This window comes from Streptomyces sp. NPDC001904 (assembly GCF_040297005.1).
GTDB lineage: Bacteria > Actinomycetota > Actinomycetes > Streptomycetales > Streptomycetaceae > Streptomyces.
The window spans coordinates 287681-309487 of sequence record NZ_JBEOYI010000005.1 but is presented as its reverse complement, the minus strand read 5'-3'; the positions used below and the strand labels follow the sequence as shown (position 1 = coordinate 309487).

Genomic DNA, 21807 nt, shown 5'->3' with positions numbered 1-21807 from the left:
GGACACAGCGGCGCGACCAGCCCCCATCGGAGCCGCAGTTTGGCGGAGTCGAGGCGGTCGACTCCCGGCCCGGGATTAGGATGTGGCGCTTGTCCGGCCCCCGGGGCGGACGGGCTCAGGCAGACCTGGAGGAGAACGGCCACACCCTCAGGGATGCGCGGCCCCCGACGTCAGGACCCGATGCCTGCCACGCGTGCGAACGCCGAACTCGGCCTGCTCGAAGCGGCGATGACCGAGCGGCCCGAGGACCTCGCCCTCTTCACCGGAGGGGACGCCGCACCGCCGCGCACCCTCGTGGACCTGCTCGACGCGACGGTGCGGACCCACCCCGACGAGCCCGCCCTCGACGACGGCACCCGCCAGCTGACGTACCGCGCACTGGCCGCCTCGGTGGAACTCCTACGGCGCAGACTCGACACGGCCGGAGTGGGACACGGTGACCGCGTCGGCATCCGCCTCCCGAGCGGCACGAACGAGCTGTACGTGGCGATCCTCGCGGTCCTCGCCGCGGGTGCGGCCTATGTACCGGTCGACGCCGAGGACCCCGACGACCGCGCCGACCTGGTCTTCGGCGAGGCGCGGGTCAGGACCGTCATCGGCGCCGGACACCGTTTCACGGTGGACAAGCCCGCGGACGTACCCGCCGCACGGCCGACGCCCGGCGACGACGCGTGGATCATCTTCACGTCCGGATCGACCGGCAAACCCAAGGGCGTCGCCGTGCACCACCGGGCCGCCGCCGCGTTCGTGGACGCGGAGGCCGCGCTGTTCCTCGCCGACGATCCGATCGGCCCCGGCGACCGGGTGATGGCCGGGCTGTCCGTCGCGTTCGACGCGTCCTGCGAGGAGATGTGGCTGGCCTGGCGGCACGGCGCCTGCCTGGTGCCGGTACCACGGGCACAGGTGCGCGGCGGCGCCGACCTCGGACCGTGGCTCGTCGAGCAGGAGATCACCGTGATCTCCACGGTGCCGACCCTCGCCGCGCTCTGGGAGCCCGAGACCCTCGACGACGTCCGGCTGCTGATCTTCGGCGGCGAGGCCTGCCCGCCCGAGCTGGCCCGGCGCCTGGTCACCGAGGGCCGCGAGGTGTGGAACACCTACGGGCCCACCGAGACCACCGTCGTCGCCTGCGCCGCCCTGCTGACCGGGACCGAGCCGGTCCGGATCGGACTGCCCCTGAACGGATGGGAGCTGGCCGTCGTCGACGACGCGGGCCGGCCCGTACCGATGGGCGGCAGCGGCCAGCTCGTCATCGGCGGCACGGGACTCGCCCGCTACCTCGACGCCGCCAAGGACGCCGAGAAGTACGCGCCGCTGGAGCCGCTGGGCTGGCAACGGGCCTATCGCAGCGGCGACCTGGTCAAGGCCGACCCGGAGGGGCTCGTCTTCCTCGGGCGCGGCGACGAGCAGATCAAGCTCGGCGGCCGGCGCATCGAACTCGGCGAGGTCGACGCCGCGCTCGCGGCGCTGCCCGGTGTCGCGGGCGCGGCCGCCGCCGTCCGTACGGCACCCGGCGGCAATCAGCTCCTCGTCGGCTACCTCGTCACCCAGGACGGCTTCGACCGGACGGCCGCCCTCGGCCGGCTCCGCGCCGAACTGCCCGCGGCCCTCGTGCCGTTGCTCGCCCCCGTCGACGACCTGCCCACCCGCACCTCCGGCAAGGTCGACCGCGACGCGCTGCCCTGGCCGCTGCCCGGCACGGACGCCGGGGACGGCGGCGCGGCCGAGCAGCTGTACGGCACCGAGGCCTGGCTCGCCGAGCAGTGGAGCGACATCCTCGGCATCCCCGTGACCGGCGCCCGCGACGACTTCTTCGCGCTCGGCGGCGGCAGCCTGGCCGCCGCCCGGCTCACCACACGGCTGCGCACCCGCTACCCGAACGCCGCCGTCATCGACATCTACGAACGGCCCGTCCTGCGCAAGCTGGCCCGCAGGCTGGAGAAGTCCGCGCAGAGCGACGGCTCCGCCCGCACCGTCGCCCCCGTGCCGCTGCGCACCCAGCTGGCTCAAACCGCCCTGCTGCTCCCGCTGTTCACCCTCGTGGGACTGCGCTGGACGGTCGCGCTCGCGGCACTCGGCAACATCGCGCACCGGCTCGGCCCCGCCCCGTGGGCGCCGTCCGCCTCCTGGTGGCTCGTCGCAGCGGGCGCCCTCGTCCTGTACAGCCCGCCGGGCCGCCTGGCCATCGCGGCAGGCGGCGCCCGGCTGCTCCTGCGCGGCGTCGCACCCGGCACCTATCCGCGCGGCGGCCGGGTCCACCTGCGCCTGTGGACCGCCGAACGCCTCGCCGAGTACAGCGGTGCGACCTCCCTGACCGGCTCCTGGCTCGAACGCTACGCACGGGCGCTCGGCGCCAGGATCGGCGCCGACGTCGACCTGCACTCGCTGCCCCCGGTCACCGGCCTGCTCAAACTGGGACGGGGCTGCGCCGTCGAGAGCGAGGTCGACCTGTCCGGACACTGGCTCGACGGCGACCGGCTGGAGATCGGCGCCGTCAAGGTCGGCGCCGGAGCCGTCGTCGGCACCCGCAGCGTCCTCTTCCCGGGTGCCCGCGTCGGCAAGCGCGCCGAGGTCGCCCCCGGCTCCGCCGTCCGGGGACAGCTCCCCACCGGCCAGCGCTGGGCGGGCTCACCCGCCGTCAAACTCGGCCGGGCCCGGCGCGACTGGCCGCGCGAGCGACCACCGCGCGCCGTGCACTGGCGCGCGATGTACGGCCTGACGGGCAGTACGCTCAGCCTCCTGCCGGTCCTCGCCGCGCTCCCCGCACTGAGTCTGGCCCGCATCTTCGTGCCCGCCGACGCCGCTCTCGGCGGGGCCGTGCGCGGTGCTCTGTGCGCGCTCGTCCCCGCGACCCTGGTCTTCGGCCTCACCTACGCCGCACTGATCCTGCTCGGCGTCCGGCTGCTCAGCCTCGGCCTGCGCACCGGCACCCGCCCCACGCACAGCCGCACCGGCTGGCAGGCGTGGACCGTCACCCAGCTCATGGACCTGTCCCGGCAGACCCTCTTCCCGCTCTACGCCGGGCTCGTCACCCCCGTCTGGATGCGGCTGCTCGGCATGCGCGTGGGGCGCGGCGCCGAGGTGTCCACCGTGCTCGGGCTGCCCGGCCTGACCACCGTCGGGGAGGGCGCCTTCCTCGCCGACGACACCCTGACCGCCCCGTACGAACTCGGCGGCGGCTGGATCCGCGTCGGCCGCGCGGACATCGGACGGCGTGCCTTCCTCGGCAACTCCGGCATGACCGCACCCGGCCGCGCCGTCCCCGACGACGGCCTCGTCGGCGTGCTGTCGGCCACCCCCAAGAAGGCCCGGCGGGGCAGCTCCTACCTGGGCCTGCCCCCCGTCGAACTGCCCCGCACGGTCGCCGTCCGCGACGACCGCCGCACCTACGCGCCGCCCGCCCGGCTCAAGCTGGCCCGCGCCCTGGTCGAACTGTGCCGGCTCGTCCCCGTGTGCTGCTCGGCCGCGCTCGTCGTCCTCGTGGCCGCGGCCCTCACCGCCGCCGCGACCCGTGCCTGGTGGCTCGCGGCGCTCGTGTCCGGCGTCGTCCTGCTCGGCGCCGGGGTGTTCGGGTGTCTCGTCTCCGTCGTCGCCAAGTGGCTGCTCGTCGGCCGGCACCGGCCCGGGGAACACCCGCTGTGGTGCGGTTTCGTGTGGCGGGGCGAGCTCGCCGACACCTTCGTGGAGACGGTCGCCGTGCCCTGGCTCGCCGGAGCGGTCCCCGGCACGCCGGTCCTCACGCTGTGGCTGCGGGCGCTCGGCGCGCGGATCGGCCGGGGCGTGTGGTGCGAGACCTACTGGCTCCCGGAGACCGACCTCGTCACCGTCGGGCCCGCCGCGAGCGTGAACCGGGGCTGTGTCCTGCAGACCCACCTCTTCCATGATCGGATCCTGCGGACGGATACTGTGGTTCTCCGTGCGGGAGCCACGCTGGGCCCGGGCGGAATCGTCCTGCCGGGCAGCGAGATCGGAGCCCGTACGACCCTGGGCCCCGCGTCCCTCGTCATGGCCGGCGAGTCGGTACCGGCGGACACCCGCTGGCTGGGCAACCCGATCGAGGCCTGGCGCCCCTGAGGCGGCGGGCCGCTGCCGAGGGCGGCCCGCCGGCGCACCGTACGAGGACAGGGCAGGGGAGCGGACCAGGCGTGAGCGTGCACCACAGAACGGCACCGGACCCCTACTTCCCGGGCCACGGCGACGCCCGCTTCCGGGTTCACCGCTACGAACTGACCCTCGACTACCGGCCGGTGCCGAACCGGCTCGCGGGCACCGCCCGGCTCAGTGCCATCGCGGGCCGCGCCCCGCTGACCGAGTTCCAGCTGAACCTCGGCGACTTCCGCATCGACCGCATCCGCGTCGACGGCCGGCCCCCGCACTACACCCTGCGCGGCGGCAAGCTGCGTGTGCGCCCCGCCAAGTCGCTGCCCGCGAGCGCCCCGTTCACCGTCGAGGTCCACTACTCCGGAAACCCAAAACCGGTCGACAGCCCCTGGGGCGGGCTCGGCTGGGAGGAGCTGACCGACGGCGCGCTGGTCGCCAGCCAGCCGGTGGGAGCACCGTCGTGGTACCCGTGCAACGACCGGCCCGCGGACAAGGCCGCGTACCAGATCTCCCTCACCGCCCCGTCGGCGTACCAGGTGGTGACCGGCGGCCGGCTGCTGACCCGTACCACCCGGGCCTCCACCACCACCTGGCTCTACGAACAGCCAGCACCGACGTCGAGCTACCTGGTCGGCCTGTCCGTCGGCAAGTACCAGACGGCGCTGCTCGGCGACCCGGGGCTGAGGGGCGTGCCGCAGACCGGCCACTTCCCGGCCCGGCTCCTCGCCGACTTCTCCCGGGACTTCGCCCGGCAGCCGCAGATGATGGACCTCTTCGAAGAGCTCTTCGGGCCCTACCCGTTCGGCGAGTACGCCGTCGTCGTCACCGACGAGGAACTCGACATCCCCGTCGAGGCACAGGGGCTGTCGCTCTTCGGCGTCAACCACGTGGACGGCGCCCGCGGCGCGGAGCGGCTGGTCGCGCACGAACTCGCCCACCAGTGGTTCGGCAACAGCGTCACCGTCGCCGACTGGCGGCACATCTGGCTCAACGAGGGCCTGGCCAAGTACGCGGAGTGGCTGTGGTCCGAGCGCTCGGGCGCCCACGGCGCCCACGAACTGGCGCTGACCGCCCACCGCACGCTGGTCGGCCGGCCCCAGGACCTCCAACTCGCCGACCCGGGACGCAAGTCGATGTTCGACGACCGCCTCTACGAGCGCGGCGCGCTCACCGTGCACGCGGTGCGCGGCGCCCTCGGGGACGCCGCGTTCTTCCGGATGCTGCGCGAGTGGACCGCCGTCCACAAGCACGGAGTGGTCACCACGGAGATGTTCACCGCCCACGCCGCACGCTACGCGCCCCGGCCGCTGGACGACCTCTTCGAGGCGTGGCTGTACGAGAGACGGCTGCCCCCGCTCCTCTAGGGTCGGGGCATGGATCATGAACCGATGCGCCGCGTCGCCGAGTTCCGCGCGGCGTTCGACGGGCAGGCGGACGCCGCCTGCGCCGAACTGGCCGAGCTGCGGCGGGAGCTGCTCACCGAGGAGGCGCGGGAGGCGGCCGAGGCCCTGACCGATTTCGCCGAGTCCCTGCGCACCGGCGCCGATCCGGCCGGGGCGTACCGGGAGCTGGCCAAGGAGCTCGCCGACGTCCTGTACGTCACCTATGGCGCCGCGGACGCGCTGGGCATCGACCTCCCGGCCGTCTTCGCCGAGGTCCACCGCTCCAACATGAGCAAGGTGGACGCGGACGGACAGGTCCTGCGCCGGGCCGACGGCAAGGTCCTCAAGGGACCCGGCTACCGCCCGCCGGACCTCGACGGGATCGTCGAGTGGCGGGCGGCGACGGTCCGCCGGGACCGGTGAGGCGGCGGGGCCGCGGTGTTCAGGCGGGGTGCGGGCCCATGTCGTAGCGCTCCTTGACCAGTTCGAGGTGGAGCCAGCTCTCCACCTCGCGCACCTGCGGCAGTCCCCGCATCTCCTCCAGCGTGGTGCGCACGGCGGCGAAGGACTCGGCGGTGACGGTGCCGACCACCTCGGCGCTGCCCAGACACGTCGACAGGAACGTCACCCGGGGGAGGGCGGCCACCCGCCGCGCGGTGTCCGCCGCCGCACCGGTCACCCGCAGGCTGAACCCGCAGAGATAGCCCATCCCGAGCACCTCGGGCCGCACCAGCGCGACCACCTGGGCCACACCCCCGTCGAGGAGGCGCAGCGTGCGTGAGCGGGTCGCGCCCGCCGACAGGCCGATCCGCGCCGCCAGTTCGGCGAACGGCAGCCGGCCGTCCTCCTCCAGCTCGGCGAGGATCCGCTCGTCCACGTCGTCCTGCGGTGCGACCGTGGGCTCCTCGGCCGGCAGATACGGATCCTTCACGTGCCGCGTCGCGATCAGCGGATCCACGCTGCGCACCCCGTCGAGCGCCCGGATGTGCTCGATCGTCCGCTCCAGCTCCCCGAAGCCCGCCGTCCGCAGCTCCGTCATGATCGACCGGCGCCCGCTGGTCAGCGTCACGAACGGGGCCGCGGACAGCTCGGCGATCGCGCGCGCGACCGGACCCGCGGCGCCCTCCGTGCCGATGGCCAGATGCGCGGAGGCGGTCAGCCGGCGCACGGCGGGATGGGTGATGGCCACGACGCGCACCGCGCCCGACTCCTGGAGCCGCTGCACCCGCATCCGGGTCGCCGGCCGGGACAGGCCCACCCGCCGGGCCAGCGTCTCGTAGGTCAGCCGCCCGTCGGTCTGCAGCTCGCGCACGATCGCCAGGTCGGTCTCGTCGAGATCCACGGGTCGGTCCCCTCGGTCAGCGGTTCGGCCCGGCCGTGGCGCGGCCGGGGTCTGGGCCCATTCTCGGACAGTCCGCGGACTGGGCGGCCGTACCGTCGGGAGTGGACAAAATTGACAGTCGAAACGTAAGTTTCTTTCCCATGTTGCGATCGAATCATTCCTGGAGGACGGTGTGACACGCCCCGTCGTCGTGATCACCGACACGGCCGAGCTCGATCCCGGGCCGGGCCTGCGACTGCTGGCCGAGGCCGGCTTCGAGGCCCGCCTCGTCGGCAGCCGGGACCCGGAGGTCATCGCCGCCGCCGCGCACGACGCCGTCGCGCTGATCGTCGGCTACGCGCGGATCGACGCGGCGCTGCTCGACCGGCTGCCCACCGTGCGGATGCTCGCCACCATGTCCGCGGGGATCGACATGATCGACGTACCGGAGGCCGAGCGGCGCGGCCTGTGGGTGGCCAATCTGCCGGACGCGGCCACCGAGGACGTCGCCGTGCACGCCCTCGCCCAGGCGCTCGCACTCGTCCGCCGGCTGCCGCAGGCCGACACCCTGGTCCGGGGCGGCGGCTGGAGCGACGACTTCACCGAAGTGCCGCGCCGCGCCAGCGAGTTGACGCTCGGGCTGCTCGGCTTCGGCCGGATCGCCCGCACCTTCGCCCGCATCGCCGCCCCGCTCTTCGGCCGTGTCCTCGCCCACGACCCGCACGCCACCGACGGGCCCGCCGGCGTCGAGCTGACCGACCTGGACACCCTGATCGCCGACGCGGACGTGCTCTCCCTGCACATCCCGTCCACCCCACGGACCCAGGGCATGATCGACGGCCCGCTGCTGGCCAGGATGCGGCCCGGCAGCGTCCTCGTGAACGTCGCCCGGGGCGACCTCGTCGACCCCGGCGCCCTGCTCACCGCGCTCGACCGCGGCCCGCTCGCCGGCGCCGCCCTCGACGTCTTCCCCACCGAACCGCCCGCCGCCGACGACCCGCTGCGCACCCACCCCCGTCTGCTGCTCTCCCCGCACAGCGCCTTCCTCACCGACGCCTCGCTGCACGCCTACGCCACCGACCCCGCGCGCAACGTCATCGCCTGGTGGACCACCGGCCGTCCCCACACCCCCGTCGTCGGACCGGACCCGGCCACCACCACCGCCCCCGGCACCACACCCCGGCAAGGAGCCCCCGCGTGACCGACATCCTCACCACCCCTGCCCCGGCGGCCGACGCCGCCGCCGAGGAACTGCGCCTGCGCCGCGAACTCGCTGCCGTCTACCGGCTCGTCGCGCACTTCCGCATGACCGACCTGATCTTCACCCACATCTCCCAGCGGCTGCCGGGCCCCGACCACCACTTCCTCATCAACCCCTACGGGCTGCTCTTCGAGGAGATCACCGCCTCGAACCTGGTCAAGATCGACCTCGACGGCCACCCCGTCGAGCCGACGCCGCACCCGGTCAACCCGGCCGGATTCGTCATCCACAGCGCGATCCACAAGGCCCGCTCCGACGCGCACTGCGTGCTGCACACGCACACCAAGGCGGGCTGCGCCGTCGCCGCGCAGCAGGGCGGCCTGCTGCCGGTCAACCAGATGTCGATGGAGTTCCACAACCGCGTCGGCTACCACGACTACGAAGGCGTCGCGCTCAACCTCGACGAGCAGCAGCGCCTCGTCGCCGACCTCGGCGGCCACCCCGCGCTCATCCTGCGCAACCACGGCCTGCTGACCGTCGGCGACAGCGCCAAGCAGGCGTTCCTGCGCATGTACTACCTGGAGAAGGCCTGCGAGATCCAGGTCACCGCCCAGGCCGGCGGCGCCCCGCTGATCCTCCCCTCGGACCAGGTCGCCGAGTACACCGCCCAGCAGCTCACCGGAGAGGGCGACGCGGCCTCCGACTTCGAGGACCACGACGCCTACGACCTGGCCTGGGGCGCCCTGCTGCGCCTCGTCGAGCGCGTGGCGCCCGACTACAAGGACTGAGCCGCCGCCCGGTCAGCCGCGGGCCCGCAACGCCACCGCGACCAGCGCCGCGTCGTCGGGCCTGCGCACATCGCGGCCGGTCAGCTGGTGGAAGCGGGCGAAGCGGTGCTGCACCGTGTTGCGGTGGCAGTAGAGCGCGTCGGCCGTCTCCGCGATCGACCCGCTGCCCGACAGATGGGTGCGGACCGTCTCCAGGAGGCGGTCCGCCTCCGTACCGCTCACGCCGGGACCGTCGAGACCGCCGAGGACGTCCGCCGCCAGATCCCGGGTGAAGTCCCCGGCCTGGTGCGTCAGCACGTCCAGCCAGCTGTCCTCGAGCAGCCGCGGCGCCGCGGCCTCCGGCGGCAGCACCTGCGCCGTCGCCACCGCGAGGACCGTCGCCCGGGGCACCGCGGCCAGCCCCGACACCGGCGGGGCGACCCCGCACGGCGAACCGGCGAGCTGGTCGAGGACGCACGCGCGCGTGGTGCGGCGGCCCAACTGCACCACCAGCACCGCGTCGCCGCCGGTCATCTGCTGCTGCACCGGCGCGCCCGCCGCCCGCAGTGCCGCCGCCGCCCGGCGCAGACCGGGCCCGTCCCCCGCGGACGACGCCGCACACAAGTAGCGGCCCGTCGCCGAGAAGCCCAGAGCGAGACCCGCGTCCCGGACGACGGTCGGATTGCGGCCCTCGCTCTCCAGGAGCCGGGCGAACCACATCCGCCGCTCGTCCTCCTCGCGCCGCCCCATGTCCAGGACCGTGCGCTGATACGCCGTCATGATCCCGGTGACATGCCCCTCGACGGCCTCCCACACGTGGTACGCCGACTCCACCAGCTCCGCCATGTCCTGCGGCTCCGCACGCCGCACCAGCGCCGCCCACACCACCCGGAAGTCCAGCCGGGCCGCCTGCAGCAGCGAGTCGAGCGGGACGCCCTGCCGGGCCCGGTCCTCCCCGACCCGCTGCGAGACGTCCGCGATGTGCGGCGGCACGGGCAACTGCGCGACCGTGCGCAGCAGCAGTTCGAAGGCGTGCCAGGCCGTGTCCCGGAACTGGGTGTCCGGCACCCGGTCCGCGTACGTGGTGCGCACCGGACGCACCATCTCCAGCCAGTCGCCGATGAGTCCGTCGATGTTGTCGAGCAGCTGCCCGGCCAGCTCTGCGACGCGCGGCGACGGCGGGGGCAGCTCGGAGTCCGGGAGACCGGCGTGACCAGCATTGTGCATGTGACCAATCCTGGGTGACGCACGGGGGTTATTTCAACGTTGGTTTTGTGCCCGCTGCCACGGAAGCTGGGGCGGTCCCGCGGCGAACCGCCCGGGTCCCGCCCGACAGGAGGGCCTGACGACCGTGCATCTGACCCCTCGCGAACAGGAACGGCTCCAGCTGTTCACCGTCGCCGAACTCGCGCGCCGCCGCCGCGCCCGGGGCCGCCGCCTCAACGCGCCCGAGGCGATCGCCCTGATCTGCGACGAGATCCTGGAGGCCGCCTGGGACGGGATGAGTCTCGACGAGGTCATCGAGACGGCCGGCCGGGTCCTGACCGCCGACGACGTCATGGACGGCGTCGCCGACATCGTCACGACCGTCCAGGTCGAGGCGCTGTTCCCGAGCGGCACCTCGCTCGTCGCCGTCGACCGTCCCATCGGCCCCGGCAGCGCCACCCCGCCCGGTGCGGTCCGCACGGGCGAGGAGCCCATCGAGATCAACGCGGGCCGTCCGCGCACCACCCTCACCGTCCGCAACACCGGCGACACGGTCGTCTACGTCTCCTCGCACTACCCCCTGCACGAGGTCAACCAGGCCCTCGCCCTGGACCGCGAGGCCGCCCGCGGCCTGCGTCTCGACATCGCCGCGGGCACCGCCCTGACCTTCGCGCCCGGCGAGGAGCGCGAGGTCGTCCTCGTCCCTGCCAGCCGCAAGACCCAGGAGCGCGCATGACCAGCATCGACCGCCGCACCTACCACGCCCTCTACGGGCCCACCACCGGCGACCGGATCCGGCTCGGCGACACCTGTCTGTGGGTGGAGGTCGAGGCCGACGACGGCACGCCCGGCGACGAACTCCTCGGCGGCTGCGGCAAGACGGTCCGCGACGGACTGCTCGCCTCGCCGCGCTCCGACCGCGACTCGGCGCTCGACATGGTCGTCGCGGGCGTGGTGCTGATGGACCCGGTGCTCGGCGTCCGCAAGACCGACATCGGCATCAAGGACGGGCGCGTCGTCTCCGTCGGCGGCGTCGGCAACCCGGACGTCATGGACGTCGAGTTCGCCATCGACTCGCACACCTCCGTCGTCCCCGGCGAGGGTCTGATCGCGACCCCCGGGATCGTCGACAGCCATGTCCATCTCTCCTCGCCCGAGGTCGCGCCCGCCGCGCTCTCCGCCGGCGTCACGACGCTCGTCGGCATGGGGCTCGGCGGGGTGTGGGAGATCGGCTGCAACCCCGCCCACAACCTGCACACCCTGATGAGCGCCTGGCAGGGCACTCCGCTCAACATCGCGTTCCTGGCCCGGGGATCGTCCAGCTCGCGGGCGCTGCTCGACGAGATCACGCTCGCCGGAGCCGGCGGCTTCAAGATCCACGAGGACTTCGGCGCGACGCCCCGCATCATCGACAACTGCCTGGACACCGCCGAGCAGGCGGACCTGCCCGTCGCCCTGCACACCGACTCCATGAACGAGTCCGGCTATCTGCGGGACACCATCGGCGCGACGCGCGGGCGGACCGTGCACGCGTACCACGTGGAGGGCGGCGGCGGGCACCCCGACCTCCTGGAGATCCTCTCCGAGCCGAACATCCTGCCGTCGTCGACGACGCCCACGATCCCGTACACCCCGAACACGGTCGGCGAACTCTTCCCGATGACGATGACCGTGCACCGGCAGAACCACCACTCCGCGAGCGACGTCGCGATCTCCCAGGGCCGGATCCGCGAGCACGCCATCGCCGCCGAGAACGCCCTGCACGACCTGGGCGCCATCTCCATCGTCAACTCCGACTCCATGGGCATGGGCCGGATCGCCGAGACCGTCCGCCGCACCTGGCAGCTCGCCCACGTCCAGGCGCTGGCGAACGGCGGCGGGGGAGTGGAGAAGGTGGACAACGTACGGGCGTTGCGCTATCTCGCCAAGATCACCCTGAACCCGGCGATCGCCCACGGCCTCGCCCACGAGGTCGGCACCGTCCAGGCGGGACGGATGGCGGACCTCGTGCTGTGGGACCCCAAGTGGTTCGGCAGCAAGCCGGAGCTGGTCATCAAGTCCGGGTTCGTGGCCTGGGGCAACACCGGCTCGGGCTCCGGCTCGACCCGGCTCACCCAGCCGCGCGTCTACCGCCCCTACTACGGCGCCCTCGGCGCCGCGCCCGCCCGGCTCGCCAAGGTCTTCGTCGCCGAGGCGGCCCTCCAGGACCGGGCCGCGCGCGCCGCCCTGCCCGGCGGACTCAACTACGCGCCGATCCGCGGCAGCCGCGGTCTGACCCGCGCCGACATGCTGCACAACACCGCGACGCCGCGCGTGGTCGTGCCCCGCGAGCCCGCGCCCGTCCTCGTCGACGGAGTCGCCACGGGCACCGCGCCCGCCACCGAGCTGCCGCTCGCGCAACTGCACCACCTGGCCTGAGAGGCACGCACCCCCATGCGACTCGATCTGCTCGTCCGCAACGCCCGCGTCCGCACCCTCGACCCCGACCGGCCCACCGCGCACACCCTCGGCGTGCTGCACGGCCGGATCGTCGGCCTCGACGACGAGGTCGCGGGGCTGCCCGCGCGGCGCGTCCTCGACGCCGGCGGCGCCACCGTGCTGCCCGGGTTCAACGACGCGCACTGCCACACCGCCTGGTTCGGACTGACCCTCACCCAGCTCGACGTCTCCACCGCCCGCACGGCCGACGAGGTGTACGCCGCCGTCGCCGCGTACGCCGAGAACCTGGCGCCGGACGCCTGGGTGATCGGCGCCGGGCTCGACCACAACCGGCTCGGCGGCGCCTACCCGCACCGCGACGCCCTGGACCGCGCCGCGGACGGCCGGCCGGTCTGGCTCAAACACACCTCCGGGCACGCCTGCGTCGTCAACACGCCGGTGCTCGCCGCGGCGGGCGCGCTCGACGAGGGCTTCCGCGACCCGGACGGCGGTGTCGTCTCCCGGGACGCGGGCGGCCGCCCGGACGGCCTCCTTGAGGAGACCGCCCAGCGGCTCGTGCAGCGGCAGGTGCTGCCCTACCCCGTGGAGACCGTCGCCGACGCCGTCGGCGCGGCCACCCGGCACTACCTCACCGAGGGCATCACCAGCTTCACCGAGGCCGGGATCGGCGGCGGCTGGATCGGGCACACGCCCGTCGAACTCGGCGCCTACCAACGCGCCCGGGAGACCGGCCGCCTGCACACCCGCGCCCAGCTGATGGCCGCGTCCGACGTGCTGCACCCGCTGACCGCGCACGCCGACGACGACATCACCCTCGGCCTCGACCTCGGCCTGCGCACCGGGTTCGGCGACGACCGGCTCTCGCTCGGACCGGTGAAGATCTTCCTCGACGGATCGCTGCTGGGCCGCACGGCCGCCGTCACCGATCCGTTCTGCGGCTGCCCCCACAACGAGGAGCGGCCCACCGGCTACTTCCAGGGCGACACCGACGCGATGACGGATCTGGTCGTCGCCGCGCACCGATCCGGCTGGACCGTCGCCGCGCACGCCATCGGCGACCGGGCCGTAGACCTGGCCCTCGACGCGTTCGCCCGGGCCCGCGAGGAACGGCCGCGCCCCGGCGTGCGGCACCGGATCGAGCACGCGGGGGTGGTCCGCCCCGACCAGCTCGCCCGCTTCGCCGCCCTGGACGTCGTCCCCGTGCCGCAGCACAACTTCCTGCACGCCTTCGGCGACGCCATGGCGGCGGCGCTCGGCCCCGAGCGGACCGCCTGGTCGTACCGGATGAAGTCGTTCACCGACCTCGGGCTGCCCGTCCCCGGCAGCTCCGACCGGCCCGTCGCACCCGGCGCACCGCTGCCCGCGATCCAGTCGATGGTCACGCGACTGACCGGGACTGGCGTGCCCTACGGTCCGGACGAGAGCATTCCGGTCCTTGCCGCGCTGCACGCCTGGACCGAGGGATCCGCCCTCGCCACCGGCTTCGGCGGCCGCAAGGGACGCCTCGTCCCCGGACAGCTCGCCGACCTCATCGTCCTGGACGGCGACCCCGTCCGCACCGACCCCGACCGCATCGGCGCGATCCGGGTCCTGGCCACCGTCGTGGGCGGCGATCCCGTCCACGACCCGCACGGCCTCATCCGCACCCCCGCACGCTCCGGTCCCCCGTCCCCTCCGGCCACCGCGGCCGCCCCTCTCCAGGAGAACGCGTGAGCACCCCCGACAAGCCCGACCTGAAGGACATCAGAAGGCTGTTGACGGCCGCGTTCAGCGGCACCGCCCTGGAGTGGTACGACTACTTCCTCTACGGCACCGCCGCCGCGCTCGTCTTCAACAAGCTGTTCTTCCCCGACCTCGACCCGACGGTCGGCACCCTCGCCTCCTTCGTCACCTTCGCCGTCGGCTTCGTGGCCCGGCCCATCGGCGCCGCCGTCTTCGGGCACATCGGCGACCGCTACGGCCGCAAGGTCTCCCTGATCATCACCGTCGTCATGATGGGCGCCACCACCGGCTGCATCGGCCTGCTGCCCACGTACGAGACGATCGGCATCTGGGCGCCCGCGCTGCTCTCCCTCCTCCGCTTCCTCCAGGGCATATCCGTCGGCGGGGAGTGGTCCGGAGCGATGCTGCTGACCCTGGAGCACACCCCGAAGGAGAAGCACGGCAGCTACTCCTCGATCCCGCAGCTCGGTTCCCCGGTCGGCACCCTGCTCTCCTCCGGCGCCTTCGCCCTGGTCGGCCTGCTGCCCGACGACGCGTTCTACTCGTGGGGCTGGCGCCTGCCGTTCCTCGTCGCCTTCCCGCTGCTCGGCTTCGCGCTCTACCTGCGCATGCACATCGAGGAGTCCCCGGTCTTCCGCAAGATGCTCGACGACGCCGAGCGCGACGGCCCGAAGCCCGCGCCGCTCGTCGAGGCGTTCCGCCGCACCTGGGGCCGCATGATCGTCGGTGTCGGCGCCGCGTTCCTCGGCGTCGGCGGCTTCTTCCTGATGAGCACGTTCGTCATCTCCTACGGGACCGACGAACTCGGCATCGACAAGCAGACGATGCTCAACTCCACCGTCATCGGCTCCGTCGTCGAGATCGTCGTGCTCGTCCTCGCCGGACGTCTCGCCGACCGGATCGGCGCCTGGCGGGTCTGCGCCCTCGGCGCCGCCGCCACCATGATCGTGGCGTTCCCGGCCTTCTGGCTGGTCGACACCAAGCAGACCGGCCTGGTCTACCTCGGCGTCTCGCTCGGCATCGGCGCCCTGTCGATCCCCTACGCGCCGATCGGCGCCGTCGTCTCCGGAATGTTCCCCGAGGAGTTCCGCTACAGCGCCGTCGCCATGTCCTACAACCTCGCGGGCGTCCTGTCCGGCTTCGTGCCGCTCATGGCGACCTCGCTCACCAGCGCCGCCGACGGCGCCTCGTGGGGCGCCGCCCTGCTGCTCATGGCGATCGCCGCCTGCACCGTCGCGGGCTCGCTCGCCGCCGGCACCGTCCTGCGACGGAACGCCGCCACCCTCTCCGCCCCGTCCCAGAACGTCGAGGTCCCCGCATGAACCGGCACCACCCTGCCCGCACCGGCGGACAGGTCCTGATCGACCAGCTCGCCGCACACGGCACCGACACCACGTACGGCGTGCCCGGTGAGAGCTACCTCGCCGCGCTCGACGCCCTGCACGACGCCCCCGTGCGCATGGTGGTCTGCCGCCACGAGGGCGGCGCCGCCTACATGGCGGAGGCGCACGGCAAGCTCACCGGACGCCCCGGCATCTGCTTCACCACCCGGGGCCCCGGCGCCACCAACGCGCTCGTCGCCCTGCACACCGCCCACCAGGACGCCACCCCGCTGATCCTCTTCATCGGACTCGTCCCGCGCGGCCACACCGACCGGCACTCCTTCCAGGAGCTGGACCTGCGCGGCACGTTCGGCGCCAGCGCCAAGCTCGTCGAGACCGTCGACGACGCCGCCCGGATCCCCGAGTACGTCGCCCGCGCCTACGCCGTCGCGCGCAGCGGCCGCCCCGGACCCGTGGTCATCGGGCTGCCCGAGGACATGCTCACCGACGTCGTGCGCGTCGCCGACGCCACCCCGCTGCCGGTCCCGGACGGCGGCGTGGCTCCCGCCGAACTCGCCCGAGTGGAAGCCCTGTTGAGCACCGCCGAGCGTCCGCTCGTGATCCTCGGCGGCAGCCGCTGGACGCCCGCCGCGCGCGCCGACGTCCAGGCGTGGGCCGACGCCTGGTCGCTGCCCGTCGCGGTCGACTTCCGCTGCCAGGACCTCATCGACAACGAGGCCGAGACCTACGTCGGACACCTCGGCTACGGCCGCGACGACCGGCTCGCCGAGCGGGTGCGCACCGCGGACCTGCTGATCGGTATCGGCGCCGCGCCCGGCGACGTCACCACCGACGGCTTCACGCTCCTGCCGCACGACGGCACCGGCCCGCTCCTGGTGCAGGTGCTCCCCGAGGCCCAGCCCCCGGGCGTCCTGCACCCGGCCGAACTGACGCTCCTCGCGAGCCCCGAGGCGTTCGGCACCGCCGTCCGCGCCCTGCGGCCCGCCGGACCGGTGGCCTGGGCGCTGCGCACCAAGCAGGACCGGGCCGCACACCTCGCCTTCCGCATCCCGGCGCCCGAGGCCGACCCGCTCGACCTCGGCGCGGTGTTCGCGACGCTCGACGCCCGGCTGCCCGCGGACACCGTCGTCACCTTCGGCGCCGGAAACCACGCCATCTGGGCGCAGCGCTTCCTCACATACCGGGAAGGCGGCCGCCAACTAGCCCCGCGCAACGGCTCGATGGGCTACGGCATCCCCGCCGCCGTCGCGGCCTCCCTCGCCCACCCGGGCCGGCAGGTCGTCTCGGTCGCGGGCGACGGCTGCTTCCTGATGAACGGTCAGGAACTCGCCACCGCCGTCACCGAGGGCGCGACCCCGCTGATCCTCGTCCTGAACAACTCCCAGTACGGCACCATCCGCCAGCACCAGGAACAGACCTATCCCGGCCGGGTCAGCGGCACCGCGCTCGGCAACCCCGACTTCGCCGCCTTCGCCCGCGCCTTCGGCGCCCACGGCGAAACCGTCACCTCCACCGAGGAGTTCGGGCCCGCCCTGGAGCGCGCGCTCGACTGCGGCCGGGCCGCCCTCATCGAGCTGAAGGTGACCGCCGGGCGGCTCGCCCCCGGCGTCACCGTGGCCGACCTGCGCAAGGAGACCGCCGATGTCTGACCTCACCCTGCACAACGTCGTCGACGGCCGTGCCGCGGACGCCGCCGACCGCATGGACCTCACCGACCCGGCCACCGAGGAGGTCTACGGCACCGCGCCCCGCTCGACGGCCGCCGACGTGGACGCCGCCGTCGCGGCCGCCCGTCGCGCCCTGCCCGACTGGCGGCGCGCCACCCCGGCCCGGCGCCAGGAGGCCCTGCTGCGCCTCGCCGACCTCGTCGTCGAGCACGCGGACCAGCTCCTCGACGCCGAGATCCGCGGCACGGGCAAGCCCCGCGAGACCACCCGCACCCTCGAAATCCTGCGCGGAGCCGACCAGTTGAGGTTCTTCGCGGGCGCCGCGCGCGTCCTGGAGGGCGTCGCGGCGGGGGAGTACGCCGAGGGCCACACCTCCTACGTACGCCGGGAGCCGGTCGGGGTCGTCGCCCAGGTCACCCCCTGGAACTACCCGTTCATGATGGCCGTCTGGAAGCTCGGCCCCGCCCTCGCCGCCGGGAACACCGTCGTCCTCAAGCCGTCCGACACCACCCCCTGGTCGACCGTGCTGCTCGGCGAACTCGCCCAGCGGGCCTTCCCGCCCGGCGTCGTGAACATCGTCTGCGGCGACCGCGACACCGGCCGCGCCCTCGTCGCCCACCCGGACGTCGACATGGTCGCGATCACCGGCAGCACCCGGGCCGGCTCCGAGGTCATGGCGGACGCGGCCCGGGACGTGAAGAACGTCCACCTCGAACTGGGCGGCAAGGCGCCTGCGGTCGTCTTCGCCGACGTCGATCCGGTCCGCACGGCCCGCGCCCTCGCCGACGCGGCGTTCTTCAACGCCGGCCAGGACTGCACCGCCGTCACCCGGATCCTCGTCCAGCGCGACGCGCACGACGCGCTGCTCACGGCGCTCGTGGCCGCGGCGCGCGAGACCCGGACGGGCGCGCCGGACGAGGACGGCGTCTTCCACGGGCCGCTCAACAGCGCCGCCCACGCGGCCCGGGTCGCCTCCGTCGTCGACGCCCTGCCCGCGCACGCCACGGTCGAGACCGGCGGCAGGCTGCTCGACCGGCCGGGTTGGTTCTTCCCGCCCACCGTGATCTCCGGGGTGCGCCAGGACGACGACGTGGTCCAGGGCGAGATCTTCGGCCCCGTGATCACCGTCCAGCCCTTCGACACCGAGGAGGAGGCGCTCGCGCTCGCCAACGGCGTCAGCCTCGGCCTCGCCTCCAGTGTCTGGACCGCCGATCTGGCCCGCGCCATGCGGGTCAGCGCCGACCTGGACTTCGGCTGCGTCTGGCTCAACTGCCACCAGGTGATCCCGGCCGAGATGCCGCACGGCGGATTCAAGCAGTCCGGCATCGGCCGCGACCTGAGCCGCTACGGCCTGGACGACTACACCCGCGTCAAGCACGTCATGGCCGCCCACCGGGCACCCTGATCGCGCCGCGGCCCGGGCTCAGGGATGGGCCTCGCGCCACGCCGCCATCGACGCGTCCCACGCGTCGCCCGACAGTGCCGTCAGGGAGGCAGGGAACAGGCCGTCCTCCTCCTTGGCGATGTGCCGCCGCAGTTCGTGCACCGCATCGGTGAACACGACGACGTCGGCGGGCGCGCTCAGGTCGAGTGCCGGGAGCAGCGCCGCGAGCTCCCGGTGCTCGGCCTCCAGGGCCGCGATGTACTCCGCGTACTCGGGGTCCCGGCCCATGACGCGGAACAGGCCGTCCTCCTCGCCCCGCCAGTGCGCGGCCAGTTCCCCGGCCATCCGGTCCACGAGGGCGCGCGCGGTCGCCGGATCGCCGCGGTCGAGCGCGCGCAGCGCGTCCCCCGCGGTGTCGGTGACGCGCTCGTGCTCGGCGATGAACTCCTTGATGAGGGGAATGTCACGACAACCGCAGTAATGGCACATGCGGTCAGTCTCCTTGCCCGCGACCGCCCGCCGGCGCATGGGCGCGCCGCAGGGCCAGCAGACACGAGTCGTCCTCCTGCGGTGTCGGCAGCAGCTCCTCGCTGACCGTGTCCACCAGCTGCTGCGGCGACAGACCCGCGTGCCGCTCCACCGCGCCCAGCAGCGCGGCCAGCCCCTCGGTGATGTCCTCGTCGCGGCGCTCCACCAGACCGTCCGTGCACATCAGCACGGTGTCGCCCGCGCGGAGGTACAGCTCCGCGGCCCGGTAGGTCACCTCCGGCAGCACCCCGAGCAGCAGCCCGGTGGCCTCGTCCAGCAGAGTGGCCGTCCCGTCGCGCAGCAGCACCGGCGGCAGATGCCCCGCGCACACCCAGCGCAGCAGCTCCCGGTCGGGGTGGTAGCGGCAGACGACCGCGGTGGCGGTGCCGTCCACGCCGTTGTCGACGGTGATGCGGTTCAGCCAGGCCGTCAGCGCCTCCACCGGCTGCCCGGTGTGGGCGAGCCCGGCGAGACCGCCGCGCAGGGCCGCCATCCGGGCCACCGCGTCGAGACCGTGGCCCGCGGCGTCGCCGAGCGCGTAGAGCACCCGCCCGTCGGGCAGCGGTTGCACGTTGTACCAGTCGCCGCCGATCGACGACCGGGTCTCGGCGGGCCGGTACGCGACGGCGGAGGTCACGCCCTGCACGGTGATCTCGGGCGGATGAGAGGGCAGGACCGCCTCGCGCAGCCGGGCCGCGACCCGGGCCTCGGCGTCCGCCCGCTGCCGCCGCCGTTCCGCCGCGTGCACGGCCGCGTCCAGCTGCACCCGCCGCAGATACGACTTCGATCTGTCCCGTACGAGGGCCTGGACACCCCACACGGGACCGGTCTCCGCCCGCAGCGGCTCCAGGGTGAAGCGGATGTGACGGGTGTCGTCGGTGAGGCGCAGCCGCAGATCCAGCTCCACGGGGAGCCCGGACACGACGTGCTCCAGGGCCACCCGGAACGCGGTCCGGTCCTCCGGCACCAGCCGGCGGGCCAGCTCACCCAGCGTGAGCGGCGCGGTTCCGGGCGACCTGTCGAAGATCACGTACAGGCCGGGTGACCAGTCGCTGTGCCCCGAGGCCAGTTCCCACTCGCCCCAGCCGATGAGGCCCTGCTCCTGCACCCGGTCGCTGATCAGCTCGTGCCGGCGGGCCGTGCCGTCGAAGGTCACCACCACATGACCGCGATGACGCGTCGCGGTGATCCGCAGCCGCCGGTGCAACGGCTCGCCCTCGACCAGCAGGGTCGCGTCCCAGTCGCGGCCGGTCACCGCCTCCCCGGTGGTCAGGACCTGCCGCAGCGCCGCGAACAGCCCGGAGGCCTCCGACGACGGCTGGGAGACGGTCAGCAGCTGCCCGTGGCGGGGCCGGGAGCGTGACGCCAGGGCCCGGCCCGCCGCGTTCACGGCCACGTCCACGAAGTCCACGACCTGCCCCGTCGCGTCCGTGACCGGGGCGAACACCACGGTCGGCTCGGCCGACGCGTCCGCCACGGCCTGGGCCCAGTCCGGCGGGTCCACCGGCAGCTCGGACGCGGTCACGGCGGCCTCGCGCACCGCTTCCCCGCCCAGCAGCCGGAAGGAGTGCCGCAGCGCCTCGCGCGCCTGCCGCGTCAGCAGCGCGTCGATCGCGGTCAGCTCCGGCGGGGCGGGCGGGTCCGGTGGGCCGGGTGCCGCCTGGGCCATGGTGGTTCCTCCGGGTGTCCGGTGGGGCGCGCCCGGGAGCGCGTACCTCCAGTTGACCTTGCCCGGAGGCCGCGCGCACACCGACGGCGGCCCGACCCGGGCGCCCGGCGGGAAAACCGGGTGATCGTCGGTGGGTCCCGGCGGTAGCCTCGCCCGCCGGATCACCGCCCCAGGGAAAGGCGTCCATGACGACCCCGCGCAAGCTGCACGACGACGAGCCGGACATCGACCACGCGCTGATCGCGGGGCTGCTCGCCGACCAGTTCCCGCACTGGTCCGGTCTGTCGCTGCGGTACCTCCCGACGGACGGCACCTCGAACATGCTGTTCCGGCTCGGTGACGGCCTGGTGGTGCGGATGCCGCGCACCCCGGGGTCGGCGGCCGACGTCCCGGGGGAGCGGCGCTGGCTGCGGCGGCTCGGCCCCGCGCTGCCCGTCGCGGTGCCGGAGCCGGTCGGCGTGGGGGACCCCGGACGCGGCTATCCGTGGCCGTGGTCCGTCCACCGGTGGATCGACGGCGTGCTGCCGCAGGTCGGCACCGGCGGACAGCCCGCGCGGCTCGCGCAGGACCTGGCCGACTTCGTACGGGCCCTGTGGCGCGTCGACACCACCGGCGCCCCGGCGGCGGACCGGGGCAAACCGCTCGCCCCGCGCGACGGCTCGACCCGCGCCGCCCTGGAACGGCTCGACGGCGTCGTCGACACGACGGCCGCGCTCGCCCTGTGGGAGAGCGCCCTCGCCGCGCCCCGCTGGGAGGGCCCCGACGTCTGGCTGCACGGCGACCTGGAGCCGGGGAACCTGCTGGTCGACGCGGACAGCGGACGGCTCGCCGCCGTCATCGACTTCGGCTGTACGGGCGTCGGGGACCCGGCGGTGGACCTGATCGTCGCCTGGTACATCCTCGACGACGGCCTGCGCGACACCTTCCGCGCGGCCGTCGGCTGCGACGAGGCCACCTGGACGCGCGGCCGCGGCTGGGCGCTCAGCATCGCCGTGCTCGAACTGTCCTACTACCGGGGCCGCAACGCCTTCATGTTCGACACCGCGGCACGGGTCGTCGGCCGGCTCCTCGCCTGAA

16 protein-coding genes are annotated in these 21807 nt (G+C 74.0%); 12 read left to right on the top strand and 4 right to left on the bottom strand.

What is annotated here, in order from left to right:
• Window positions 1-180: 180 nt before the first annotated feature.
• The 3 genes from ABT127_RS10675 (at window position 181) to ABT127_RS10665 (ending at window position 5906) form a co-directional block, all read left to right on the top strand.
• Window positions 181-4074, top strand: a complete 3894-nt coding sequence (locus tag ABT127_RS10675; RefSeq protein WP_502971674.1) for a Pls/PosA family non-ribosomal peptide synthetase — start codon at window positions 181-183, stop codon at window positions 4072-4074.
• Between the two features lie 71 nt (window positions 4075-4145).
• Window positions 4146-5465 carry a M1 family metallopeptidase gene (locus ABT127_RS10670; protein WP_351446840.1) on the top strand — a complete coding sequence of 440 codons (1320 nt, stop codon included), beginning with the start codon at window positions 4146-4148 and terminating at the stop codon, window positions 5463-5465.
• Window positions 5466-5474: 9 nt separating this feature from the next.
• A complete protein-coding gene (locus ABT127_RS10665) occupies window positions 5475-5906 on the top strand; it encodes a pyrophosphohydrolase domain-containing protein (RefSeq protein WP_351446837.1) in 432 nt (143 codons plus the stop codon).
• A gap of 19 nt (window positions 5907-5925) precedes the next feature.
• Here the strand turns inward: ABT127_RS10665 and ABT127_RS10660 are convergent, their stop codons facing one another.
• Window positions 5926-6825, bottom strand: a complete 900-nt coding sequence (locus ABT127_RS10660; protein WP_351446836.1) for an Lrp/AsnC family transcriptional regulator — start codon at window positions 6823-6825, stop codon at window positions 5926-5928.
• Between the two features lie 172 nt (window positions 6826-6997).
• Here ABT127_RS10660 and ABT127_RS10655 point away from each other — a divergent pair, with 172 nt between their 5' ends.
• Both ABT127_RS10655 and ABT127_RS10650 read left to right on the top strand, forming a co-directional pair.
• Window positions 6998-8005 (top strand): C-terminal binding protein, encoded by a 1008-nt coding sequence (locus ABT127_RS10655; RefSeq protein WP_351446833.1) that lies wholly within the window; start codon window positions 6998-7000, stop codon window positions 8003-8005.
• Entirely contained in the window at window positions 8002-8793 is a 792-nt protein-coding gene (locus ABT127_RS10650; protein ID WP_351446830.1) for a class II aldolase/adducin family protein, read from the top strand. Before ABT127_RS10655 ends, ABT127_RS10650 begins: the two co-directional genes overlap by 4 nt.
• Window positions 8794-8805: 12 nt before the next feature.
• Here ABT127_RS10650 and ABT127_RS10645 read toward each other — a convergent pair whose 3' ends face one another.
• On the bottom strand, window positions 8806-9999 hold the full coding sequence (locus ABT127_RS10645) for a PucR family transcriptional regulator (protein WP_351446828.1): 1194 nt from the start codon (window positions 9997-9999) through the stop codon (window positions 8806-8808).
• Window positions 10000-10123: 124 nt separating this feature from the next.
• Here ABT127_RS10645 and ABT127_RS10640 point away from each other — a divergent pair, with 124 nt between their 5' ends.
• Genes ABT127_RS10640 through ABT127_RS10615 form a run of 6 tightly spaced genes read left to right on the top strand, consistent with a single transcriptional unit; the run spans window position 10124 to window position 18554 of the window.
• Complete coding sequence (locus ABT127_RS10640) at window positions 10124-10714, top strand: urease subunit gamma (RefSeq protein ID WP_351446825.1); 591 nt, start codon at window positions 10124-10126, stop codon at window positions 10712-10714.
• A complete protein-coding gene (locus tag ABT127_RS10635; RefSeq protein ID WP_351446823.1) occupies window positions 10711-12396 on the top strand; it encodes an urease subunit alpha in 1686 nt (561 codons plus the stop codon). The genes ABT127_RS10640 and ABT127_RS10635 overlap by 4 nt, the downstream gene beginning before the upstream one ends.
• 15 nt (window positions 12397-12411) lie before the next feature.
• On the top strand, window positions 12412-14130 hold the full coding sequence (locus ABT127_RS10630; RefSeq protein WP_351446820.1) for an amidohydrolase: 1719 nt from the start codon (window positions 12412-12414) through the stop codon (window positions 14128-14130).
• Complete coding sequence (locus ABT127_RS10625) at window positions 14127-15461, top strand: MFS transporter (RefSeq protein ID WP_351446818.1); 1335 nt, start codon at window positions 14127-14129, stop codon at window positions 15459-15461. Before ABT127_RS10630 ends, ABT127_RS10625 begins: the two co-directional genes overlap by 4 nt.
• Window positions 15458-17131: a thiamine pyrophosphate-dependent enzyme gene (locus ABT127_RS10620; protein WP_351446816.1), complete on the top strand. Its 1674-nt coding sequence runs from the start codon at window positions 15458-15460 to the stop codon at window positions 17129-17131. Before ABT127_RS10625 ends, ABT127_RS10620 begins: the two co-directional genes overlap by 4 nt.
• On the top strand, window positions 17124-18554 hold the full coding sequence (locus ABT127_RS10615) for an aminobutyraldehyde dehydrogenase (protein WP_351446813.1): 1431 nt from the start codon (window positions 17124-17126) through the stop codon (window positions 18552-18554). Before ABT127_RS10620 ends, ABT127_RS10615 begins: the two co-directional genes overlap by 8 nt.
• An 18-nt stretch (window positions 18555-18572) precedes the next feature.
• Here the strand turns inward: ABT127_RS10615 and ABT127_RS10610 are convergent, their stop codons facing one another.
• Both ABT127_RS10610 and ABT127_RS10605 read right to left on the bottom strand, forming a co-directional pair.
• Complete coding sequence (locus ABT127_RS10610; RefSeq protein ID WP_351446810.1) at window positions 18573-19022, bottom strand: hemerythrin domain-containing protein; 450 nt, start codon at window positions 19020-19022, stop codon at window positions 18573-18575.
• 4 nt (window positions 19023-19026) lie between these two features.
• Entirely contained in the window at window positions 19027-20730 is a 1704-nt protein-coding gene (locus ABT127_RS10605; RefSeq protein WP_351446807.1) for a PP2C family protein-serine/threonine phosphatase, read from the bottom strand.
• Between the two features lie 185 nt (window positions 20731-20915).
• Between ABT127_RS10605 and ABT127_RS10600 the strand changes: the two genes are divergently transcribed.
• A complete protein-coding gene (locus ABT127_RS10600; RefSeq protein ID WP_351446804.1) occupies window positions 20916-21806 on the top strand; it encodes an aminoglycoside phosphotransferase family protein in 891 nt (296 codons plus the stop codon).
• Window position 21807: the final 1 nt, after the last annotated feature.

Coding starts and splice junctions, on each gene's coding strand:
- ABT127_RS10675 (WP_502971674.1), top strand. CDS start 181: ATGCCTGCCACGCGTGCGAACGCCGAACTCGGCCTGCTCGAAGCGGCG.
- ABT127_RS10665 (WP_351446837.1), top strand. CDS start 5,475: ATGGATCATGAACCGATGCGCCGCGTCGCCGAGTTCCGCGCGGCGTTC.
- ABT127_RS10645 (WP_351446828.1), bottom strand. CDS start 9,999: ATGCACAATGCTGGTCACGCCGGTCTCCCGGACTCCGAGCTGCCCCCG.
- ABT127_RS10635 (WP_351446823.1), top strand. CDS start 10,711: ATGACCAGCATCGACCGCCGCACCTACCACGCCCTCTACGGGCCCACC.
- ABT127_RS10630 (WP_351446820.1), top strand. CDS start 12,412: ATGCGACTCGATCTGCTCGTCCGCAACGCCCGCGTCCGCACCCTCGAC.
- ABT127_RS10620 (WP_351446816.1), top strand. CDS start 15,458: ATGAACCGGCACCACCCTGCCCGCACCGGCGGACAGGTCCTGATCGAC.
- ABT127_RS10615 (WP_351446813.1), top strand. CDS start 17,124: ATGTCTGACCTCACCCTGCACAACGTCGTCGACGGCCGTGCCGCGGAC.
- ABT127_RS10610 (WP_351446810.1), bottom strand. CDS start 19,022: ATGTGCCATTACTGCGGTTGTCGTGACATTCCCCTCATCAAGGAGTTC.
- ABT127_RS10605 (WP_351446807.1), bottom strand. CDS start 20,730: ATGGCCCAGGCGGCACCCGGCCCACCGGACCCGCCCGCCCCGCCGGAG.
- ABT127_RS10600 (WP_351446804.1), top strand. CDS start 20,916: ATGACGACCCCGCGCAAGCTGCACGACGACGAGCCGGACATCGACCAC.